This is a genomic window from Altibacter sp., from assembly GCF_019913785.1.
Classification (GTDB): Bacteria; Bacteroidota; Bacteroidia; order Flavobacteriales; family Flavobacteriaceae; genus Altibacter.
This window is the reverse complement of record NZ_JAIOHK010000038.1, coordinates 15,509-33,437: the sequence shown is the minus strand read 5'-3', so window position 1 is coordinate 33,437 and position 17,929 is coordinate 15,509. Positions and strand designations below refer to the sequence as shown.

The following is a 17,929-nucleotide window of genomic DNA, read 5'->3' as shown; positions in this document are numbered from 1 at the left end:
AAGCGGAGCTTTTGAGGATCACTGAAAGTAATCCTTGCTTTTTCAAAGCGGAGCTTTTGAGGATCACTGAAAGTAATCCTTGCTTTTTCAAAGCGGAGCTTTTGAGGATCACTGAAAGTAATCCTTGCTTTTTCAAGGCGGAGCTTTTGAGGATCACTGGAAGTAATCCTTTAATAATTTCATCACCTATTGTTTTGAATTCTTTTATTAGCTACCTTTAAGAATGATCGAAATCGAAAAATTCATTCGCGATATTGAAAACTTTCCAAGACAGGGTGTCCTCTATAAGGATATTACTCCCTTGTTAGCCAATGCTGAAGCTGCTGCTTTTTGCCTTTCAGAATTGGTTAAATTAACCGAAGCACAGCATATAGACAAGGTAGTGGGTATCGAGTCGAGAGGTTTCTTCTTTGCGACCTTGCTTGCCAATAAACTGAATGCGGGATTTGTTCCTATCCGGAAATCGGGGAAACTACCCTATACCACGCTGAAACAGCCGTATGCCTTGGAGTATGGAATGGATTCAATTGAAATTCATGAAGACGCCATTCAAAAAGGGGATAAGGTTTTGTTACACGACGATGTGTTGGCGACCGGTGGCACAGCTCGAGCTGCTTGTAAGTTGATCGAAAAATTAGGAGGGGAGATTGTCCAATGTAATTTCTTATTAGAACTTGCGTATCTCAAAGGAGCGCAAAAACTGGATCGCTACGAAATACGTTCCTTAATTACCTACTAGTCCAAAGAATTTTTTGTGACCCACAACCGATACCCGAAGAGCAATAGCTGAAATTTGGAAGCTTTTGAAAGGTCGAGGCCCTTTTTGGTAAAACTGGGAAGCAGTGCCTTGTTCCATTTGGCAAGTAGCTTAAAAAATGCTTTTTTCATAATTCAAAAATACAAATAAAAAGCCTCGTATACCGAGGCTTTTTCAATTGTGTGATGTACTTGTGGCTAGTCAATACTCAATCGAATAGGGGAAATAGGTTGCCCGGTGGATTTGATGTTCGATGTGGACTCAGAACCCTTATCATTTTTTAATCTGATCTTGATTCCGGTAATCTTACCATCACTATTTCGTTTTATATTTTTATAGGTAAAAGTGATATTTTTTTCGGCTAAAGAGTTCTTTAAGTCCTGCAGTTCTCCGTCTGTGGTATCACTTGTGATTACAATACTTTTTCTATGACGATCTGAATCAATTATATAGATATCGTCATCCTCATTATCTCCTATAATCACCACACTGCCTCCATCTTCACTTCCACTTCGCGCAATGGTATACCTGCGTTTTTCCAGGTCTTCTTTTCGTTCGTTTATACGTACTTTGGCCATTTCTCTACGTTTTTCCATGCGCTCTTTGGCGAGAACTAAACGCTCTTCAGAACGTACCATGCGCTCCTCGCTTTCTTTCAAACGTCGCTTCGAATCTTTTAGGCGCTCCTTCGATTTTTCCATTCGTTCCTTAACTCTAGCTTCCCTTTCGATCATGCGTTCTTCGGAAGCCTCCGACCCAAAACCTACTTTCCCATCTTCAGTTAAGTAAAAATAGAAATCCTCTATTGGACCGTCTTCGGTCACGTGATAATTTCCATTGGATCCCTTGCTGTTGCTGAATCTGACTGCGATAGACGTCAGTTCCCCGGCCGAATTATATCGAAGATCACTGTAATCGAAATCGATATCGTGCTCTTCCTTCAAGGTTTTCTTGTGTTGCTTTAAATCGGCTTCTGTGGTGTTTTTGGTTATAAGAATAAAGATCTCATGTCCTTGTTCGGTTCGTTCTTGGACTTGTTTTGCCAGGTCTTTTTCCACTGCTGAAGAAGAAGGCGTTATGACTACCGGAAGCGCTTCGGAAATTGCCGAAGGTGATGCGTTGGTAGCAACATTGGCTTCATTGTGGGGCCATTCTGTTAGGAGTGGTTCGTTCAAATTGGGATCCACTTCCGAAGCCATACTTTCAGAAGAAACACTTTTGTAGGTTATCACTTCTTTTACGTTGAAACTCCATAGGAATACAGCCAAAAGCGGTATAATAATTCCGATTTTCAACACATTTACTTTTTTTGAGGTGCTCTTGTTTAACATAATGATTCGTTTTTTGATGAATGATTGATAAAAATTATTGGTCAGTGCTGGTACGGTGAAGGTCGATGAGGCCTTTACCAACGCCAATTGATATGCTTTTTTTGATGCTACTTGTTGTGCCGTTTTTTGATCGGCTATAAATTCAAGGTTCTCTTCGATGCTTTTTTTGAACAACCAAGCCAGTGGGTTTATCCATTGAAGAACGAGCAAGACATTGGCCAGTAAAATATCGACAGAATGCCACTGTGAGACATGCACCTGTTCGTGCTGAAGGATCATTGCTAATTCCGCTTCCGAATGCAAGGACGGATTGTATACGATATAATTAAAAAAAGAAAAAGGTGCTGTCTGTGCGGAAATTTTAATATGAATCGTGCCGCCTTTCTTTTCGGAATGTCTAGTAGAAATAATTTTAATAAGTGTTATCAACTGTTTCGAAAATCGGATGGTCATGACCATCACTCCCAAGATGTAGAGTACTGCGAGCACTTGCCACCAATAGATTGCAATTTGTTCATTTTGCTGTATACTGTGAGTTAGTGGAATAGTTTCGGAAGCAATGAATTCGGTTATTTTTGGAACTTCCACAAGGGTCACTCGCGTAAACTCAACGAACGGCAGCAGGACAGCCGCAATAACTCCCATTAGTAAAAATTGGCGTTTTGCAATAAATAGGGTGTCTTTTTGAAGCCATAAAAAATAGACGATATAAAAGAGCGTTATAATTCCTGCCGACTTTCCTATATATATAAGTATGTCCATACTATTGTTTTTTTTCGATGATATCTAAAATTTCACGCAATTCTTCGGCGCTAATTTTTTCCTCCTTGGCAAAGAAGGAGACCATGCTTTTGTAATTATTGTCGAAGTAGCGTTTCATGGCTATATTCATGAATCGCTTGGTGTAATCATCCTTAGAAACAATCGGGAAATACTGATGAGTCTTTCCATAAGCGATATACGATACATATCCTTTGTCTTCCAGATTTCTAACGATCGTCGAAATAGTATTGTAATGATTTTCGTTGGGCAGGATCGCGACGATCTCTTTGACAAAGGCTTTTTTAAGCTTCCAAAGGGCCTGCATTACTTCTTCTTCCTTGTTTGTGAGTTGTTCCATAAAGTAAACTTAAAACTATTTTTATAGTTATACAACTAAAGTTATAGTTATTTAACTGAAATTTTAGTTATTTATTGTAATCCGGATCATTTTAGTATACTTAATTGTTATAGTATCTTCGCGACTTAAACACTTATATGAGTATCCTGTACATTTTTTTAGGACTGTTGTTGTTAGTGGTTGGGGGTGAATTTTTAGTGAGATCATCGGTGGCGCTGTCCTTTAAATTACGGCTTTCAAAGATGGTCATTGGTTTGACGGTTGTGTCATTCGCCACGTCGGCCCCCGAATTATTAGTAAGCATTCAGGCTGCTCTGGATGGGTTTAGTGATATATCACTTTGCAATGTAATAGGATCGAATATTGCAAATATTGGATTGGTATTAGGAATTACTGCGATTATCACGCCCTTGGCTATCGACAAAGATTTTTACAAATTCAATTGGCCGGTAATGATGTTTTTGTCAATTGCACTCTATTTTTTACTGAAAAGTGGTTCTGAAATCGATAGAATGGAGGGGGGGCTTTTATTTTTGTTTCTTCTAACATATCTCTTCTTGTTACTACGCCGTGCTAGAAATGCACCTGCAACATTACCGATGGTGGAAGGAATTGATGCGGCCTTGGCTAAGGTGTCCACGGTAAAAATAATCATCTGGTTAGTCATTGGCGGGTTAGCACTATGGGGTGGAAGTGTATTATTGGTAGGGGGCGCTGTCGATTTGGCTATCACACTTGGTGTGAGTGAGCGTGTAATTGCCGTGACCATGATTGCAGTTGGCACTAGCGTACCCGAATTGGCCGCTTCGGTGATAGCAGCACTTAAAAAGGAAAAAGCAATATCTCTGGGAAACCTTATTGGATCAAACATATTTAACATTGCGTCCGTGCTAGGAATAACTGCGCTTATTCAGCCTATTGCGCTAAAAAGTGAAGCCATACTTACCAACGATATTATCTGGATGCTCGGGTTTGCTTTGGTGTTGATTCCGTTGGCTTTTCTTCCGAAAAAATTTGAAATTGGCAGGATCAAAGGACTCTTTATTTTCATTGCCTATGCTGTATTTATTAGTCTGGCATTTATTAGCTGATTACTGCTTAAAAATCAAGGTTTCATAATTATCTTTTTTCAACTTTTGTATGTCGCCCTTTTTTAGGGGTGCTACTCAATATTATTAGTTTGGAAAGAGGTATTTTGTAAAAATAAGGGGGTTGTAAACATAAAAATGTAAATTATTAATAACTTTTTGATATAAAACTAGGGGGTGGTTTCAAAAAAAATATATTTTTGCACAGTTCAATCGTAAAAATTCACTAAAAAGTACATTCGTATGTCAACATTAAGATTTGAAGCCCTGAAAGAAACGTTTAACCGTGTTCCTGTAAAAGTGGAAGAGTTGGAGCGTCGCTCTGCTATTTTCGGAAGGAATGTTTTTAATGAAGCCGCAATGCGTCAATACCTTACCAAGGATTCGTTCGAAAGTGTTATGGATGCTGTTGAGAATGGATCTAAGATTGCCCGTGGCATGGCCGACCATATTTCAACCGGAATGAAGGAATGGGCTATTTCGAAGGGAGCCACACATTATACACACTGGTTTCAACCACTAACCGGAGCTACAGCCGAGAAGCATGATGCTTTTTTTGAAACCGTAGGAAATGGACAGACCATAGAAAAATTTGGAGGAGGTCAATTGGTACAACAAGAACCGGATGCCTCAAGTTTTCCTAACGGAGGAATTCGAAATACCTTCGAGGCCAGAGGATATACAGCTTGGGATCCAACTTCGCCTGCTTTTATTTACGGGACTACGTTGTGTATACCCACTGTTTTTGTCGCCTATACTGGAGAAGCTTTGGATTATAAGACACCGCTATTGCGCGCCTTACAAACGATAGATACCGCGGCAACAGCCGTAGCTAAATATTTCGATAAAAACGTAACCAAAGTATATGCAACGCTTGGTTGGGAGCAGGAATATTTTTTAATCGACAAGGCCTTGGTAGCGGCACGTCCCGATCTAGCCTTGGCAGGTAGAACCTTGCTGGGTCATTCTTCGGCCAAAGGACAACAGTTAGACGATCATTATTTTGGATCTATCCCAACCCGTGTCCTTAATTATATGCGCGACCTGGAGACCGAATGTATGTATTTGGGGATTCCTGTAAAAACAAGACATAACGAAGTAGCACCTAATCAGTTTGAGCTGGCACCTATTTTTGAAGAAACCAATCTGGCGGTAGACCATAACTCCTTATTAATGGATGTGATGGATAAGGTAGCAGACCGACATAATTTTAAGGTGTTGTTTCATGAGAAACCTTTTAAAGGAGTAAACGGAAGTGGAAAACACAATAACTGGTCTTTGGCTACGAATACCGGTGTGAATCTATTAGGCCCGGGGAGTACACCTATGAAAAACCTTCAGTTCTTGACCTTCTTTATCAATACCTTGAAAGCGGTAAATGACTATGAAGAACTGATTCGCGCTTCCATTGCAAGTGCCAGTAATGATCATCGACTGGGGGCTAATGAAGCACCACCGGCAATCATTTCGGCCTTTATTGGGTCACAGCTAACCGAGGTGTTGGATGAGTTGGAGAAAGTAACAAATGGAAAACTATCACCTCAGGAAAAAACCGATCTTAAATTGAATGTGGTAGGTAAGATCCCCGAAATCTTATTGGACAATACAGATCGTAACCGTACGTCGCCCTTTGCTTTCACGGGAAATAAATTCGAATTGCGTGCCGTAGGTTCAAAGGCGAATTGTGCCAATCCGATGACTGTCTTGAATGCGATTGTTGCAAAGCAACTGATCGACTTTAAAGTAAAGGTGGATGCCCTTATTAAGAGTAAGAAGATGAAGAAGGACGACGCCATCTTCAATGTGTTACGTGAATATATCAAAGACTCGAAACGAATTCGTTTTGAAGGCGATGGATATGGTGAAGCTTGGGAAAAAGAAGCGAAGAAGCGAGGTTTGAGTAATTACAAGACGACGCCTGAAGCACTAAAGGCCAAAGTCTCGAAAAAGGCCATTGACCTATTTATAGAGCTCGGTATAATGAGTAAGGTAGAGATGGAAGCTCGTTATGAGATCGAAGTAGAAGAATACGCGTTACGGATTCAAATAGAGGGAAGGATTTTAGGAGATATTGCCAGAAATCATGTAATTCCTACAGCAATTCGCTATCAGAATTTACTGATAGAAAATGTCCAAGGTTTAAAAGCAATCTATGGTGCTGGGTTTAAAAAACTGGCTAGTGAGCAAATGGCTTTGATTGAACAAATTTCCGAGCATATCGCAAAAATTAACAAGGGAATTACAGATATGATCAACGAACGCAAGAAGGCTAATGGAATAGTAGATGCCGAAAAGCGGGCGATAGCCTACTGTGACAAGGTAAAACCTTATTTTGATGAAATTCGTTATCACTGTGATAAATTAGAACTGTTAGTGGATGATGAAATCTGGCCGTTGCCGAAATACCGCGAATTACTATTCACAAAATAATTTTAACAAAAATTTAACATTTATACAAAAGGTCGTTTTTCGTGTCGTTAAACGACCTTTTTATATTGTAGGTCGATTCCTACTATTTTATTTAACAAGAAAATTCCTACAAACCAGTATATATCAATAATATACGTGGATACACGTATGTTTTTATCCGGAATTATTTCAGATATTTGATGTATAATTCAAAAGTGATTTATTCATTATTGGATTGTTTACTCCTCATTTTTTACCATACTTATTAAGCTATGAAAAGTCATTTTTGACAATGATATATGGTATGGTAGTTTTTTGAAATTTTAATTTCCCCTGTTGATAGAAAGTGATGCTTTTGAAGTTCACTGATATGTTACGCGTATATAAGTCGTAAATAGTTAGGTTATCGAATCATTATAATAATGATTTTATAGCATAATGTAAAGGAGAATGTAACAGTTCTCATATAGATTTGACAAACAATTTTTATTAACCAATATTAATCTTTAAATCTTTTAAATTATGAAAAAAGTAGTTTTGAGCGCTTTAGCGCTAATGATCGCAACCGTAGGGTTCGCTCAGTTTAACGACAGCGATGTCCTTCAAGTAGGTGTTGCTAACTGGTCTGACGTAAATCAAGTTGGACTATTGAATGATTCTGATGTTATCCAGGTTGGATTATTGAATGATTCTGAAGTTGACCAATATGGTGCATTTAATGGATCTTTGGTAGTTCAATTAGGAGCTTTCAACGAATCTGATGTTCTTCAAGTAGGAGCTTTTAACAGTTCTACTGTTGCGCAAGTTGGACTTGGAAACGATTCTAATGTTGTACAACTAGGTCTTGGAAACGATTCTGACAACCTTCAAATAGGTATTGGAAATGATGCCAATGTATTTCAGTTAGGTATTGGAAACGATTCCGATATTACTCAAGTTGGTGCATTTAACGATGCTGATGCAATTCAAATTGGATTGTTAAATACATCTGATATCGACCAATTAGGAATTGGAAACGATGCTTATACATTACAAATTGGTGCGTTTAACATTTCTGATGTAGACCAAGCTGGTTTCTTCAACGATGGTGATACTTTCCAATTTGGTGTAGGTAACTATTCTAGAACTTTACAAGTAGGTTTTGCTAACGAATCTGATACATGGCAAATAGGACTTCTTAACGGTTCTTGGACTGAGCAATTTGGTGCTTTCAACGACTCTGATGTACTTCAAGTAGGTGCTTTCAACGGTCAGTTCACTCACCAACACGGTCTTGGACACGATAGTACTGTTATTCAATTAGGATTAGGTAACGGATCTATCACAAACCAACATAACCTATAGTATTAAGTTAATTCTATAAGTTAGATAAAATATGTAATGTATAGGAGTAATTCAGTTTATTCTTATACATTACATACTTTAAAATTAAAGATTACAACAAATTAAAGCCCCATATTAAAAACTATAACAATAGTGTTACAGATGAAAACCAGAAGAAGAACATATTTCACCACCTTAATAGTTTTATTGATTAGTGGTTGCATCTTCGGCCAGACATACACTATTGGCAATTCCGCTAATGGAATTGATAACGCCCAAAGCAAAGCAGCAAAGCTTAGCTTTTTATCTTCCCAAGTTATTAGCCCTAATAACTCTAACAATGTTTCCGCTTCCAACAGTGTTTATATACTTCAAGTAGGAAATAATAACAATGTAGTTTCAAATACAAGGTCAAATTATAGTGATGTAAATTTATTTCAAAGAGGAAATAATAACGAAGTACTACTTGACGTAACCGCATTAATCATTGATGAAAATGTGCTTCAGTTAGGAAATAACAATAGATTTATCGACCTTAGTTTAAAAGGAACCGTTTTACATAATGCCGCTGTCTTACAAAAAGGACAAAATCAAAATTTAATTTGGTATGGAAGTAATTCCATTTCTGAAAGAATGATGGTTACCATGAAGGGTAAAAATCAAACCATATTAATTCGAAATATAAAAAGATAATTATTTTGCCTTCTTTTAAATCACATACTATACTCATATTATGCTTCTTATTTGTGGGCACAATCGGGATTTCGCAAATATACAACAGCGAGGTTGAAGCCAAGATAAATCTGGTAAGCAATACGGAGTATATCGAAATTACTGGTTCTGCGTTCAACAAAACCGAAATAAACCAAAGTTTGCGGTATGTTCTTTCGGTAATAAAAAACAATCCAATAACTTCAAATAGGTCAAAAAATGATCAAAGTGGGAGAGTTGTCCTCAATCCGGGACAGAAGAAAAATTTATCGACCACGACTATAAATGCAAACGAAAAGGATAGAATTATACTTCTTTTATTGGTATACGATTTAAATGATAAGCTTCTTGGAAAAGACCGTATCGTTATAAACGGGACCGAAGAAGATAAGGCCGAAGCCAAAAGGAAATTGCTATTGGAAAATCCGGTTTCGGAGGATGCATCCCATGAAAAGGAAGATGGAGTAGTTTTGCGGGGTATTGTAATTGAAGATACTAAGACAAAACCTGGCCGCGATTTTTATAAGATGTTTTACAGTCTGTATACCGCGAATAACATTAACGGAGAGAAAATTGTCACAGTAAAAGAATCTTTATCGCTGGCAAATAATACGAAGCTTGAAATTTTAGTTGATGGAGATCTCGTATTGGAGTTTTTTGTAAGACCCCAGAACGATTATTTACAAGGCATGTCGGAGATTGCTATTAAAAAGGTCTACTTTCGATTGCGTGAAATTAAGAAGAGTGGTAATAGTATAAAACATTATTAAAAAACGATAGTATGAGATCTATAATCCTTATTCTGTTTTTAGCTGCAACGTCCTATAGTTTTGGGCAACAATTGGTATATACACCAAAGAATCCTGCCTTTGGTGGGGATCCTTTTCATTATACTTGGTTGCTAAATTCAGCGAATGCCCAAAATAAATTTGAAGATCCAAATAATCAGTTTGGCGACCTAGGCGAATTTACTTCGCTCAACGAAAGCCTAAACAATCAGCTATTACAACAACAATTTGGTAATCAGGTCCCAGGCGTTGGAACTTCTACAAATGGAAATCTGGAGTACGAAGTGTTTGAATCAATTGAAGGCCTGCTTATCAATATCCTCGATATAACAACAGGCGAACAGACTCAAATACTGATTCCTAATTAGACAGCTAAATATGGTAAAGCAACTACATAAAATAGTATTGATTCTTTTCATACCATTACTCTTTACGGGTTGTGGTGCCTATTTCAACCAACCTTTGGGAAATCAGGAGGCAAGGATTAGCGAAAATACTAATCAAACTGAAAAATTATTGAACCTACCCCTACCGGCCGAACCGCTTGTGGTGGGTGTATATAATTTTAAGGATCAAACAGGCCAATATAAAAATATTGAGAATGGAAGTACTTTTAGTACTGCGGTCACACAAGGAGCCACTACGATCCTCATAAAAGCACTTGAAGATTCCAAATGGTTTAGACCTATAGAACGGGAAAATCTTGGAAACCTAATGAACGAACGGAATATTATTCGTTCTACAAGAGATGAATTTGCCAACCCTAATGCTCCTGCGCAACGATTAAATCCATTACTTTTTGCCGGAATGCTCCTCGAAGGTGGGGTTATATCGTACGATTCAAATTTACTTACAGGAGGTTCTGGAGCGAGATATTTTGGCGTAGGTGCTTCCACACAATATCGACAAGATAGGATCACCGTGTATTTACGAGCTGTTTCTACTTCCACGGGTCAGGTATTAAAAACCGTAAATGTTTCGAAGACTATTTTATCACAGGCAGTCGATGTTGGTATTTTCAGATATGTCAATTTTAAAAGATTGCTAGAAGTTGAAACTGGATTTACCAAAAATGAACCTACTCAAATGGCTGTTCAGGAAGCTATTGAGAAAGCTGTTGAAGTCCTTATTTATGAAGGAATAAAAGATAACTTGTGGAGTTCAGCCGAAGGAGAAGTAAAGGATAAGGAAATTGTAGAGGAGTATCTGCTCGAGAAGGAACTGGAAGCCTCTACAGCTTTATATGAAAGAAAGTATCTGAAACACAATTACCGCCATACTGCCAATGTAAATTTTGGTTTGGCCATGGTCGATGGAGACTATAATACCGGATTGTACGACTTTAAAGCAGGATTAGGCTATAAATACAGATTAATACCCGCCCTGAGCTTGGGAGCCGATTTCCAAATATTTAAACTGAACTCCACATACGATACAAATCATTGGTGGCTCAATGAAAGCATTAATCTTGAATACAATATTCTTCCGCACGATAAATTGTCGCCATTTCTGTATGCAGGCCCGGGAATATTATTATTTGCAGACGATACACCCGAACTTTATCTACAACGGTGGGATGCCTTTTTTACTTTGAAATTTGGTGCCGGTGTTGAATATGCAGTTTCAGATCGTGTTTCCTTCGTACTAAATGGTGAATGGAACGCAACTTTTAATGATAAAATAGACAACCTGCCGCAAGGAAGAAGGGATGACTATTATTACACGTTTGGTCTTGGTTTAAATTATCATTTCGGATCAAATAGAACTAAATTAAAAACTAACCAATAATAAAGAAGACATGAAAGGCAGTAGAACATATATAAAATTGATTGGAGTGCTCTTTATTCTTTTATTTTCTTGTAATGAAGATAGAGTTGGTGAAAACGAGTATGGTATTATAAAAGGTAAGGTAGTTGCAACAGGGACCAATATGCCCCTTGAGAATGTTAGAATTGCAACACAACCGGTTACCAGTACAGTCTTTACAGACAGTGATGGAAATTTTAGAATTGAAAATGCACCCATTGGCGATTATGCAGTTGAAGCAAGATTGGACGGTTATTTAGCAGGCTACGAGCCGGCTTCGGTCCTTGCAAATGTAGAAGTGAATGTAATATTCGAATTAGAAGTTTCAACGGCGAATAACAGGCCGCCTACAACTCCCGAACTTATAGCACCCGCCGAAAACGAATTGCTTCAAAGTATCGAGGCGGTTTTTGAATGGGCTTCAACCGATCCCGAAGAGGATCCAATTACCTATACGCTGGAACTTCGCAATGATCAGAATGATGATGTGATGCTATTTGAAGACATTACTGAAACAACATTTACATACTCCCCTTTAATTTTAGGAGCACAGTATTTCTGGCAGGTATCCGCTACCGATGATATTAATGATCCGGTGCTGAGCCCAGTTGGCACCTTCGACGTCATCAACGCTCCAATTGACAACCGTTTCTTGTTCGTAAGAAATATAAACGGGAATAACGTTATTTTCTCAGCCGATGAGAGCGGAGCCGAGTTTCAGCTTACCTCACAAGAGACGAATAGTTATAGACCTCGCCGAAATGTTGCCGGAAATAAGATTGCATATCTGCAAACTACCGGGGCACAGGTCGATATCTTTACTATGAATCGGGATGGTACCGATAAGTTTAAGGTCACCTCTAATGTGAAGCCGAATGGATTTAATTTAAATGAATTGAATATTGCATGGCCGCCGAGTACAGACCGAATTTACTTTGCTGTATTCGATAAATTATATAGAATTAGGACAAATGGACAGGCACTACAATTGATCTATCAAACAACCGATGCATCCTTTATTTCAGAAATCGCGGTAAGTGAAAACTCCAATTTAATCGTGCTGAAAACCAATAATATCGATGGGTATAATGCCTCAATTATTTCTGTTTCATTCAACGGAAACCTTATCGATACAATCATTTCGGGAGTGGATGGGGCTATTAGCGGCTTAGACCTCTCAGTAACCAATCAGAAAATTTTGTATTCGTATGATGAATCTGGTTTCCAAAGTGCAGATTACCGCAGATTGGATAGCAAAATATTCCTGTACGATATGGTTACACAAACCACCTCGGAGATTTCACAGAATAAACCAAGTGGAACCAACGACCTAGAACCCATATTCTCACCTAATGAAGCATTTGTTATTTTTACAAATACTTCTAACGATGGGATATCACAGAAGAATGTGCATCGCTTAGAAATTGATAGCGATCAAAACTCTAGAGAACTATTATATGAGAATGCCTTTATGCCCGATTGGGAGTAAATCATAACTTTTTATAATTACTGAAAAGCTCACCTTTGTGAGCTTTTTTTTTTGGTGTACTTTTGTAATCTAAATTTTTTCCATGAGTCAGGAAATTTCCAAACGTTATTCGCAGCGTGGCGTTTCTGCTGCCAAAGAAGATGTCCACAATGCTATTAAGAATGTAGATAAGGGTTTGTTTCCACAGGCTTTTTGTAAGATTGTTCCCGATCACCTTACAGGCGATCCCGAATATTGCTTGGTAATGCATGCCGATGGAGCAGGAACAAAATCGTCTTTGGCGTATATGTATTGGAAAGAGACAGGAGATATCTCGGTTTGGAAGGGCATTGCGCAGGATGCCTTGATTATGAATGTCGATGATCTGTTGTGCGTAGGAGCTGTGGACAATATCGTTTTGTCTTCTACCATTGGACGAAATAAAAATCTCATTCCAGGAGAGGTCATCTCCGCTATTATTAATGGCACCGAAGAACTGCTCAGCGATTTGTCAAAGTTTGGAGTCCATATTCATTCAACTGGTGGTGAAACAGCAGATGTTGGCGATTTGGTAAGAACGATTATAGTAGATTCTACCGTAACAGCGCGTATGAAACGAACCGATGTGATTGACAATGCAACCATAAAAGCAGGCGATGTGATTGTAGGCCTGGCTTCCTTCGGAAAAGCTACCTATGAAACCGAGTACAACGGAGGGATGGGTAGCAACGGACTCACATCGGCCAGGCATGATGTTTTTGAAAAATATCTGGCAACAAAATATCCCGAAAGTTTTGATCATTCGGTTCCGGATGAATTGGTCTATTCAGGTTCAAAAAAATTAACAGACAAGGTACCCAATACCCCTTTGAATGCCGGGAAATTAGTATTGTCCCCAACACGGACATATGCGCCAATAATCAAGGCCATCCTTTCGAAATTTGACAATACCGAAATTCACGGTATGGTGCATTGCAGTGGTGGGGCACAAACTAAGATTCTGCACTTCGTCGAAAACCTGCATATTATAAAGGATAATCTATTTGAGGTGCCACCACTTTTTAAACTCATTCAGGAGGAATCAAAAACAGACTGGAAGGAGATGTATCAGGTGTTTAATATGGGACATCGTATGGAATTGTACGTTCCGGAAGAAATCGCTTCAGAAATTATTAAAATATCAAAATCCTTTGATGTAGATGCAAAAATAGTTGGCCGCGTAACAGCTTCCGAAAAAAAATCCCTTACAATTAAGTCTGAATTCGGAGAATTCACCTATTAAATAATTACACGAATTTATCGTAAATTTGCACCTGCCTTTGCAAAGACAAGGCACTATTCAATCTATGTTAGAGAAACTTCAAATAGTAAAGCAACGTTTTGACGAGGTGAGTGACCTTATTATCCAACCCGATATCATCACCGATCAGAAACGATACGTTCAGCTTAATAAAGAATACAAGGATCTTCGCGTGCTGATGAATAAACGCGAGGAATATATTGAACTTACCAATAATATTGAAGAAGCCGAAGAGATCCTGTCGGATGGGAGCGATACCGAAATGGTCGATATGGCCAAAATGCAGCTGGAAGAGGCTAAAACCAGAATTCCCGTACTTGAAGAAGAAATCAAATTTTTACTCGTTCCGAAGGATCCCGAAGATGCCAAAAATGCAGTAATGGAAATTCGTGCCGGAACCGGAGGGGATGAAGCGAGTATTTTCGCCGGAGACCTCTTCAGAATGTATACAAAATATTGCGAAAGCAAAGGCTGGAAGACCAATGTAGTTGACTTTAGCGAAGGGACCAGTGGCGGTTTTAAAGAAATTCAATTCGAAATTGAAGGCGAAGATGTCTACGGAACCCTAAAATTTGAAGCAGGGGTACATCGCGTACAACGTGTGCCTCAAACAGAAACCCAAGGGAGGGTACATACCAGTGCCGCCACGGTTATGGTGTTTCCCGAAGCAGAAGAGTTTGATGTAGAAATTGATCCCAAAGAAGTACGCGTTGACTTTTTCTGTTCTTCAGGGCCGGGAGGACAATCGGTTAACACAACCTATTCAGCGGTGCGATTAACCCATATTCCCACCGGATTAGTAGCCCAGTGTCAGGACCAGAAATCGCAACATAAAAACAAAGAAAAGGCCTTTAAAGTGCTTCGATCGCGATTGTACGATATGGAATTGGCCAAAAAACAGGCCGAAGATGCGGCAAAACGTGGTTCCATGGTAACTAGCGGCGACCGAAGCGCCAAAATTAGAACCTATAATTATCCGCAAGGACGTGTTACCGAACATCGAATTGGCCTCACGCTTTATGATCTAAGTAACATTATCGATGGAGATATTCAAAGGATTATCGATGGCTTGCAATTGGTGAGCAATACCGAAAAGTTAAAAGAATCGGGAGAGACTTTTTAAAGGCTAATATACAGGGATTAGGTAAATTGGAATTATGACTACCACTAAGCTAGTTGAACAAATCAGAAAGAAAAACTCCTTCCTATGTATAGGCCTGGATGTAGATTTGGATAAAATTCCGAAACACCTACTTTCTGAAGAAGACCCCATCTTCGCCTTCAACAAAGCTATTATTGATGCTACTCACCATGTAGCGGTAGCCTATAAGCCCAATACCGCCTTCTACGAAGCCTACGGCTTAGAAGGCTGGAACTCACTGCAGCGAACTATTCGGTATTTAAATGATAATCATCCGGAAATTTTTACCATTGCCGATGCCAAACGAGGCGATATTGGGAATACGTCGAAAATGTATGCCAAGGCCTTTTTTGAAGACTTGGGATTTGATTCTGTGACTGTAGCACCCTATATGGGGAAAGATTCAGTAGAACCATTTTTGGCCTTTGAAGGAAAACATGCCATTTTACTGGCATTGACTTCCAACGAAGGGGCGTACGATTTCCAAACCCAACAAATAGAAGGGCTCGAACTTTACAAAAAAGTTTTGGAAACCTCAAAGAACTGGAAAAACGCTCATAATTTGATGTATGTCGTGGGGGCTACCAAAGCTGAATTCTTAGCCGATATCCGAAAAATCATCCCAAATAGTTTTTTACTGGTCCCCGGAGTGGGGGCGCAAGGCGGTAGTCTTACTGAAGTATGTAAATATGGGATGAACAAAGACATTGGCCTGCTTGTTAATTCGTCTCGAGGGATCATTTACGCTTCTAATGAAACCAACTTTGCCGAAGCAGCAGCAACAGCAGCACAGACGCTGCAAACAGCGATGAAGCAAATTTTAGATGCTCGTTAAGGATCAATTACATAGAAGCCTTCAATTTTCCAAACCTCCCGTGCGCATTGTGTCGCTTGTTCCGTCACAGACCGAATTACTGGTCGATCTTGGACTTAGAGATCAGCTGGTTGGTATCACCAAGTTCTGCGTACACCCAAAATCACTTCGGAAAGAAGTTGCAGTCGTTGGTGGCACCAAGGATTTTCAGTTAGATAACATAAAGCGGCTTCGTCCAGATATCGTCATTTGTAATAAGGAAGAGAACACCAAAGCCATTGTCGAGGCCTGTGAAGCGATCGCACCGGTTTGGGTGAGTGATATCAATACTATTGAAGACAGTCTGGAAATGATTTCCTCCTTGGGTAAACTATTTAATGTTTCTGAAATGGCTTCAAAAATTATAGCTGGTATTTCTTCTGAAAGGGAAACGTTTTTGGAATACGTAATCCACAGAACTCCGCAAAAAGTTGTCTACCTGATTTGGAAAAATCCCTATATGGCTGCAGGAACGCATACATTTATAGATTCACTTCTACAATTGAACAAATTTGAAAATATTGTTTCGGAAGCTCGTTATCCCGAAGTTTCTTTGGATTTGCTAAAAGAGGCAGACCTTATTTTGCTCTCGTCCGAACCATTTCCATTTAAAGAAAAGCATGTTGTTGAGCTGGAAGCGGCACTTCAGAAAGATGTGAGAATTGTAGATGGAGAATATTTCAGTTGGTACGGCTCCCGACTTCAGAATGCCTTTACCTATTTTAAAACCTTGTAGTTTATTTGTCGCCGTAGGATATGGAAAGGAACTCAATTTCTTTTAAAAGTTGTTCGGCTTGGCGATGTAATTCGACACTTTTTTCCTTATCCTTTAGCGCCATCATATAGGATCTTCGCATCAGCCACGTATAACGGCATTGCAGTTTTTCCAATCTTGTTTTTCTTCGGAAAAGGCCAAACATCTTCTTTGATTATTTAACAAGTACAAAGATAATTTAGAAACAATGCAAGAAGTACTAAGGCTTGGTTAATACTGTCATAAATATTCAACTTCAAGCGGTTTGATTCGTTAAAAGTTTAACAAATGCAGCTAATCCTGAAGTGCAAATACCTGCTTTAATAGGGTAGTCGATCTGGAAGAAATTTTCGTGCGAATGTTCTTTTCTTCCACGCCAATCATGGTATACACCCCTTTCAAGGCCTCATTGGTCACATAGTCGGTTAGGTCAGGATTCACCTTGTTTACAAACGGGATGGCATTGTATTTTGTAATGATGTTCGTCCAAATTTGATCTGCGCCCACCTTTGTAAATGAATTTTGAATCACCGGATTGAATTTCGAATAGAGCGCACTATTTGTTTTGCCTTGTAAATAGGAGGTGGCGGCGGTATCACTTCCCAATAAAATATTCTTCGCATCGGTAAAGGTAATTTGCTTTACCGCGTCTACAAAGATCGGAGTAGCTCCCTTTACCGCATCCTCAGCGGCGCGGTTGAGTACCTTTAAGCCTTCATCTGCCAGACTGCTAAGCCCAATATCACGTAGGGTTTTATCTACCTTTTGCAATTCTTCAGGTAGTAAAATCTTTACCAACTGATTTTTGTAAAATCCATCTTTCTGAGTCAGTTTGGATACCTGCTTGCTGATTCCAAAATCAAGCGCCTGTCGTAAACCGTTGGCAATCATGGTAGGATCCATGCCCTGTCCATTAGGCAACGTATTTACTACTTGTTGTAATTCGGCACAAGAAACAGCGATAAAGCAAAATGAGATAAGGGTTAATTTTCGTAAAAACATAGGATGGTTTTTAATGCTATAGGGTTCAAAGATAACGTAACATATTTAAAATGGAAAATGAATAAGATCCGTTTTGCA

Annotated in this window: 18 protein-coding genes; 13 read left to right on the top strand and 5 right to left on the bottom strand. The window is 39.0% G+C overall.

Features of this window, described 5'->3' with window-relative positions:
• Positions 1–226 precede the first annotated feature (226 nt).
• Positions 227–739, top strand: a complete 513-nt coding sequence (locus K8F54_RS06505) for an adenine phosphoribosyltransferase (RefSeq protein WP_290788719.1) — start codon at positions 227–229, stop codon at positions 737–739.
• On the opposite strand, the gene K8F54_RS06500 is transcribed toward K8F54_RS06505, so the two are convergent.
• From K8F54_RS06500 to K8F54_RS06490, 3 genes are all read right to left on the bottom strand, one after another.
• Positions 736–888, bottom strand: coding sequence for an SsrA-binding protein (locus tag K8F54_RS06500; RefSeq protein ID WP_290788713.1), 153 nt, complete (start codon positions 886–888; stop codon positions 736–738). The two genes, K8F54_RS06505 and K8F54_RS06500, sit on opposite strands and share 4 nt — an antisense overlap.
• A 66-nt stretch (positions 889–954) precedes the next feature.
• Positions 955–2,850, bottom strand: a complete 1,896-nt coding sequence (locus K8F54_RS06495; RefSeq protein ID WP_290788710.1) for a M56 family metallopeptidase — start codon at positions 2,848–2,850, stop codon at positions 955–957.
• Between the two features lies 1 nt (position 2,851).
• On the bottom strand, positions 2,852–3,208 hold the full coding sequence (locus K8F54_RS06490) for a BlaI/MecI/CopY family transcriptional regulator (protein ID WP_290788707.1): 357 nt from the start codon (positions 3,206–3,208) through the stop codon (positions 2,852–2,854).
• Between the two features lie 137 nt (positions 3,209–3,345).
• On the opposite strand from K8F54_RS06490, the gene K8F54_RS06485 reads away from it, so the two are divergent.
• The 12 genes from K8F54_RS06485 (at position 3,346) to K8F54_RS06430 (ending at position 16,831) form a co-directional block, all read left to right on the top strand.
• Positions 3,346–4,299: a calcium/sodium antiporter gene (locus K8F54_RS06485; protein ID WP_290788704.1), complete on the top strand. Its 954-nt coding sequence runs from the start codon at positions 3,346–3,348 to the stop codon at positions 4,297–4,299.
• A gap of 240 nt (positions 4,300–4,539) precedes the next feature.
• Positions 4,540–6,726 (top strand): glutamine synthetase III, encoded by a 2,187-nt coding sequence (locus K8F54_RS06480; RefSeq protein WP_290788701.1) that lies wholly within the window; start codon positions 4,540–4,542, stop codon positions 6,724–6,726.
• 501 nt (positions 6,727–7,227) lie between these two features.
• On the top strand, positions 7,228–8,049 hold the full coding sequence (locus K8F54_RS06475) for a hypothetical protein (protein WP_290788698.1): 822 nt from the start codon (positions 7,228–7,230) through the stop codon (positions 8,047–8,049).
• A gap of 141 nt (positions 8,050–8,190) precedes the next feature.
• A complete protein-coding gene (locus K8F54_RS06470; protein ID WP_290788695.1) occupies positions 8,191–8,721 on the top strand; it encodes a hypothetical protein in 531 nt (176 codons plus the stop codon).
• Positions 8,722–8,774: 53 nt separating this feature from the next.
• Positions 8,775–9,509 carry a CsgE family curli-type amyloid fiber assembly protein gene (locus K8F54_RS06465; RefSeq protein ID WP_290788692.1) on the top strand — a complete coding sequence of 245 codons (735 nt, stop codon included), beginning with the start codon at positions 8,775–8,777 and terminating at the stop codon, positions 9,507–9,509.
• A gap of 11 nt (positions 9,510–9,520) precedes the next feature.
• Positions 9,521–9,895, top strand: coding sequence for a curli assembly protein CsgF (locus K8F54_RS06460; protein ID WP_290788689.1), 375 nt, complete (start codon positions 9,521–9,523; stop codon positions 9,893–9,895).
• 10 nt (positions 9,896–9,905) lie between these two features.
• On the top strand, positions 9,906–11,315 hold the full coding sequence (locus tag K8F54_RS06455) for a CsgG/HfaB family protein (RefSeq protein ID WP_290788685.1): 1,410 nt from the start codon (positions 9,906–9,908) through the stop codon (positions 11,313–11,315).
• 10 nt (positions 11,316–11,325) lie between these two features.
• A complete protein-coding gene (locus tag K8F54_RS06450; protein ID WP_290788682.1) occupies positions 11,326–12,822 on the top strand; it encodes a carboxypeptidase-like regulatory domain-containing protein in 1,497 nt (498 codons plus the stop codon).
• A gap of 82 nt (positions 12,823–12,904) precedes the next feature.
• Positions 12,905–14,083 (top strand): AIR synthase related protein, encoded by a 1,179-nt coding sequence (locus K8F54_RS06445; RefSeq protein ID WP_290788679.1) that lies wholly within the window; start codon positions 12,905–12,907, stop codon positions 14,081–14,083.
• A gap of 64 nt (positions 14,084–14,147) precedes the next feature.
• Positions 14,148–15,224 (top strand): peptide chain release factor 1, encoded by a 1,077-nt coding sequence (gene prfA, locus K8F54_RS06440; RefSeq protein WP_290788676.1) that lies wholly within the window; start codon positions 14,148–14,150, stop codon positions 15,222–15,224.
• Between the two features lie 34 nt (positions 15,225–15,258).
• Positions 15,259–16,077 carry an orotidine-5'-phosphate decarboxylase gene (pyrF, locus tag K8F54_RS06435; RefSeq protein ID WP_290788673.1) on the top strand — a complete coding sequence of 273 codons (819 nt, stop codon included), beginning with the start codon at positions 15,259–15,261 and terminating at the stop codon, positions 16,075–16,077.
• Positions 16,067–16,831 (top strand): helical backbone metal receptor, encoded by a 765-nt coding sequence (locus K8F54_RS06430; RefSeq protein WP_290788670.1) that lies wholly within the window; start codon positions 16,067–16,069, stop codon positions 16,829–16,831. Before pyrF ends, K8F54_RS06430 begins: the two co-directional genes overlap by 11 nt.
• A gap of 1 nt (position 16,832) precedes the next feature.
• Here the strand turns inward: K8F54_RS06430 and K8F54_RS06425 are convergent, their stop codons facing one another.
• Complete coding sequence (locus K8F54_RS06425; protein WP_290788667.1) at positions 16,833–17,015, bottom strand: Lacal_2735 family protein; 183 nt, start codon at positions 17,013–17,015, stop codon at positions 16,833–16,835.
• A gap of 128 nt (positions 17,016–17,143) precedes the next feature.
• Entirely contained in the window at positions 17,144–17,851 is a 708-nt protein-coding gene (locus K8F54_RS06420) for a DUF4197 domain-containing protein (RefSeq protein ID WP_290788664.1), read from the bottom strand.
• Between the last annotated feature and the right edge of the window lie 78 nt (positions 17,852–17,929).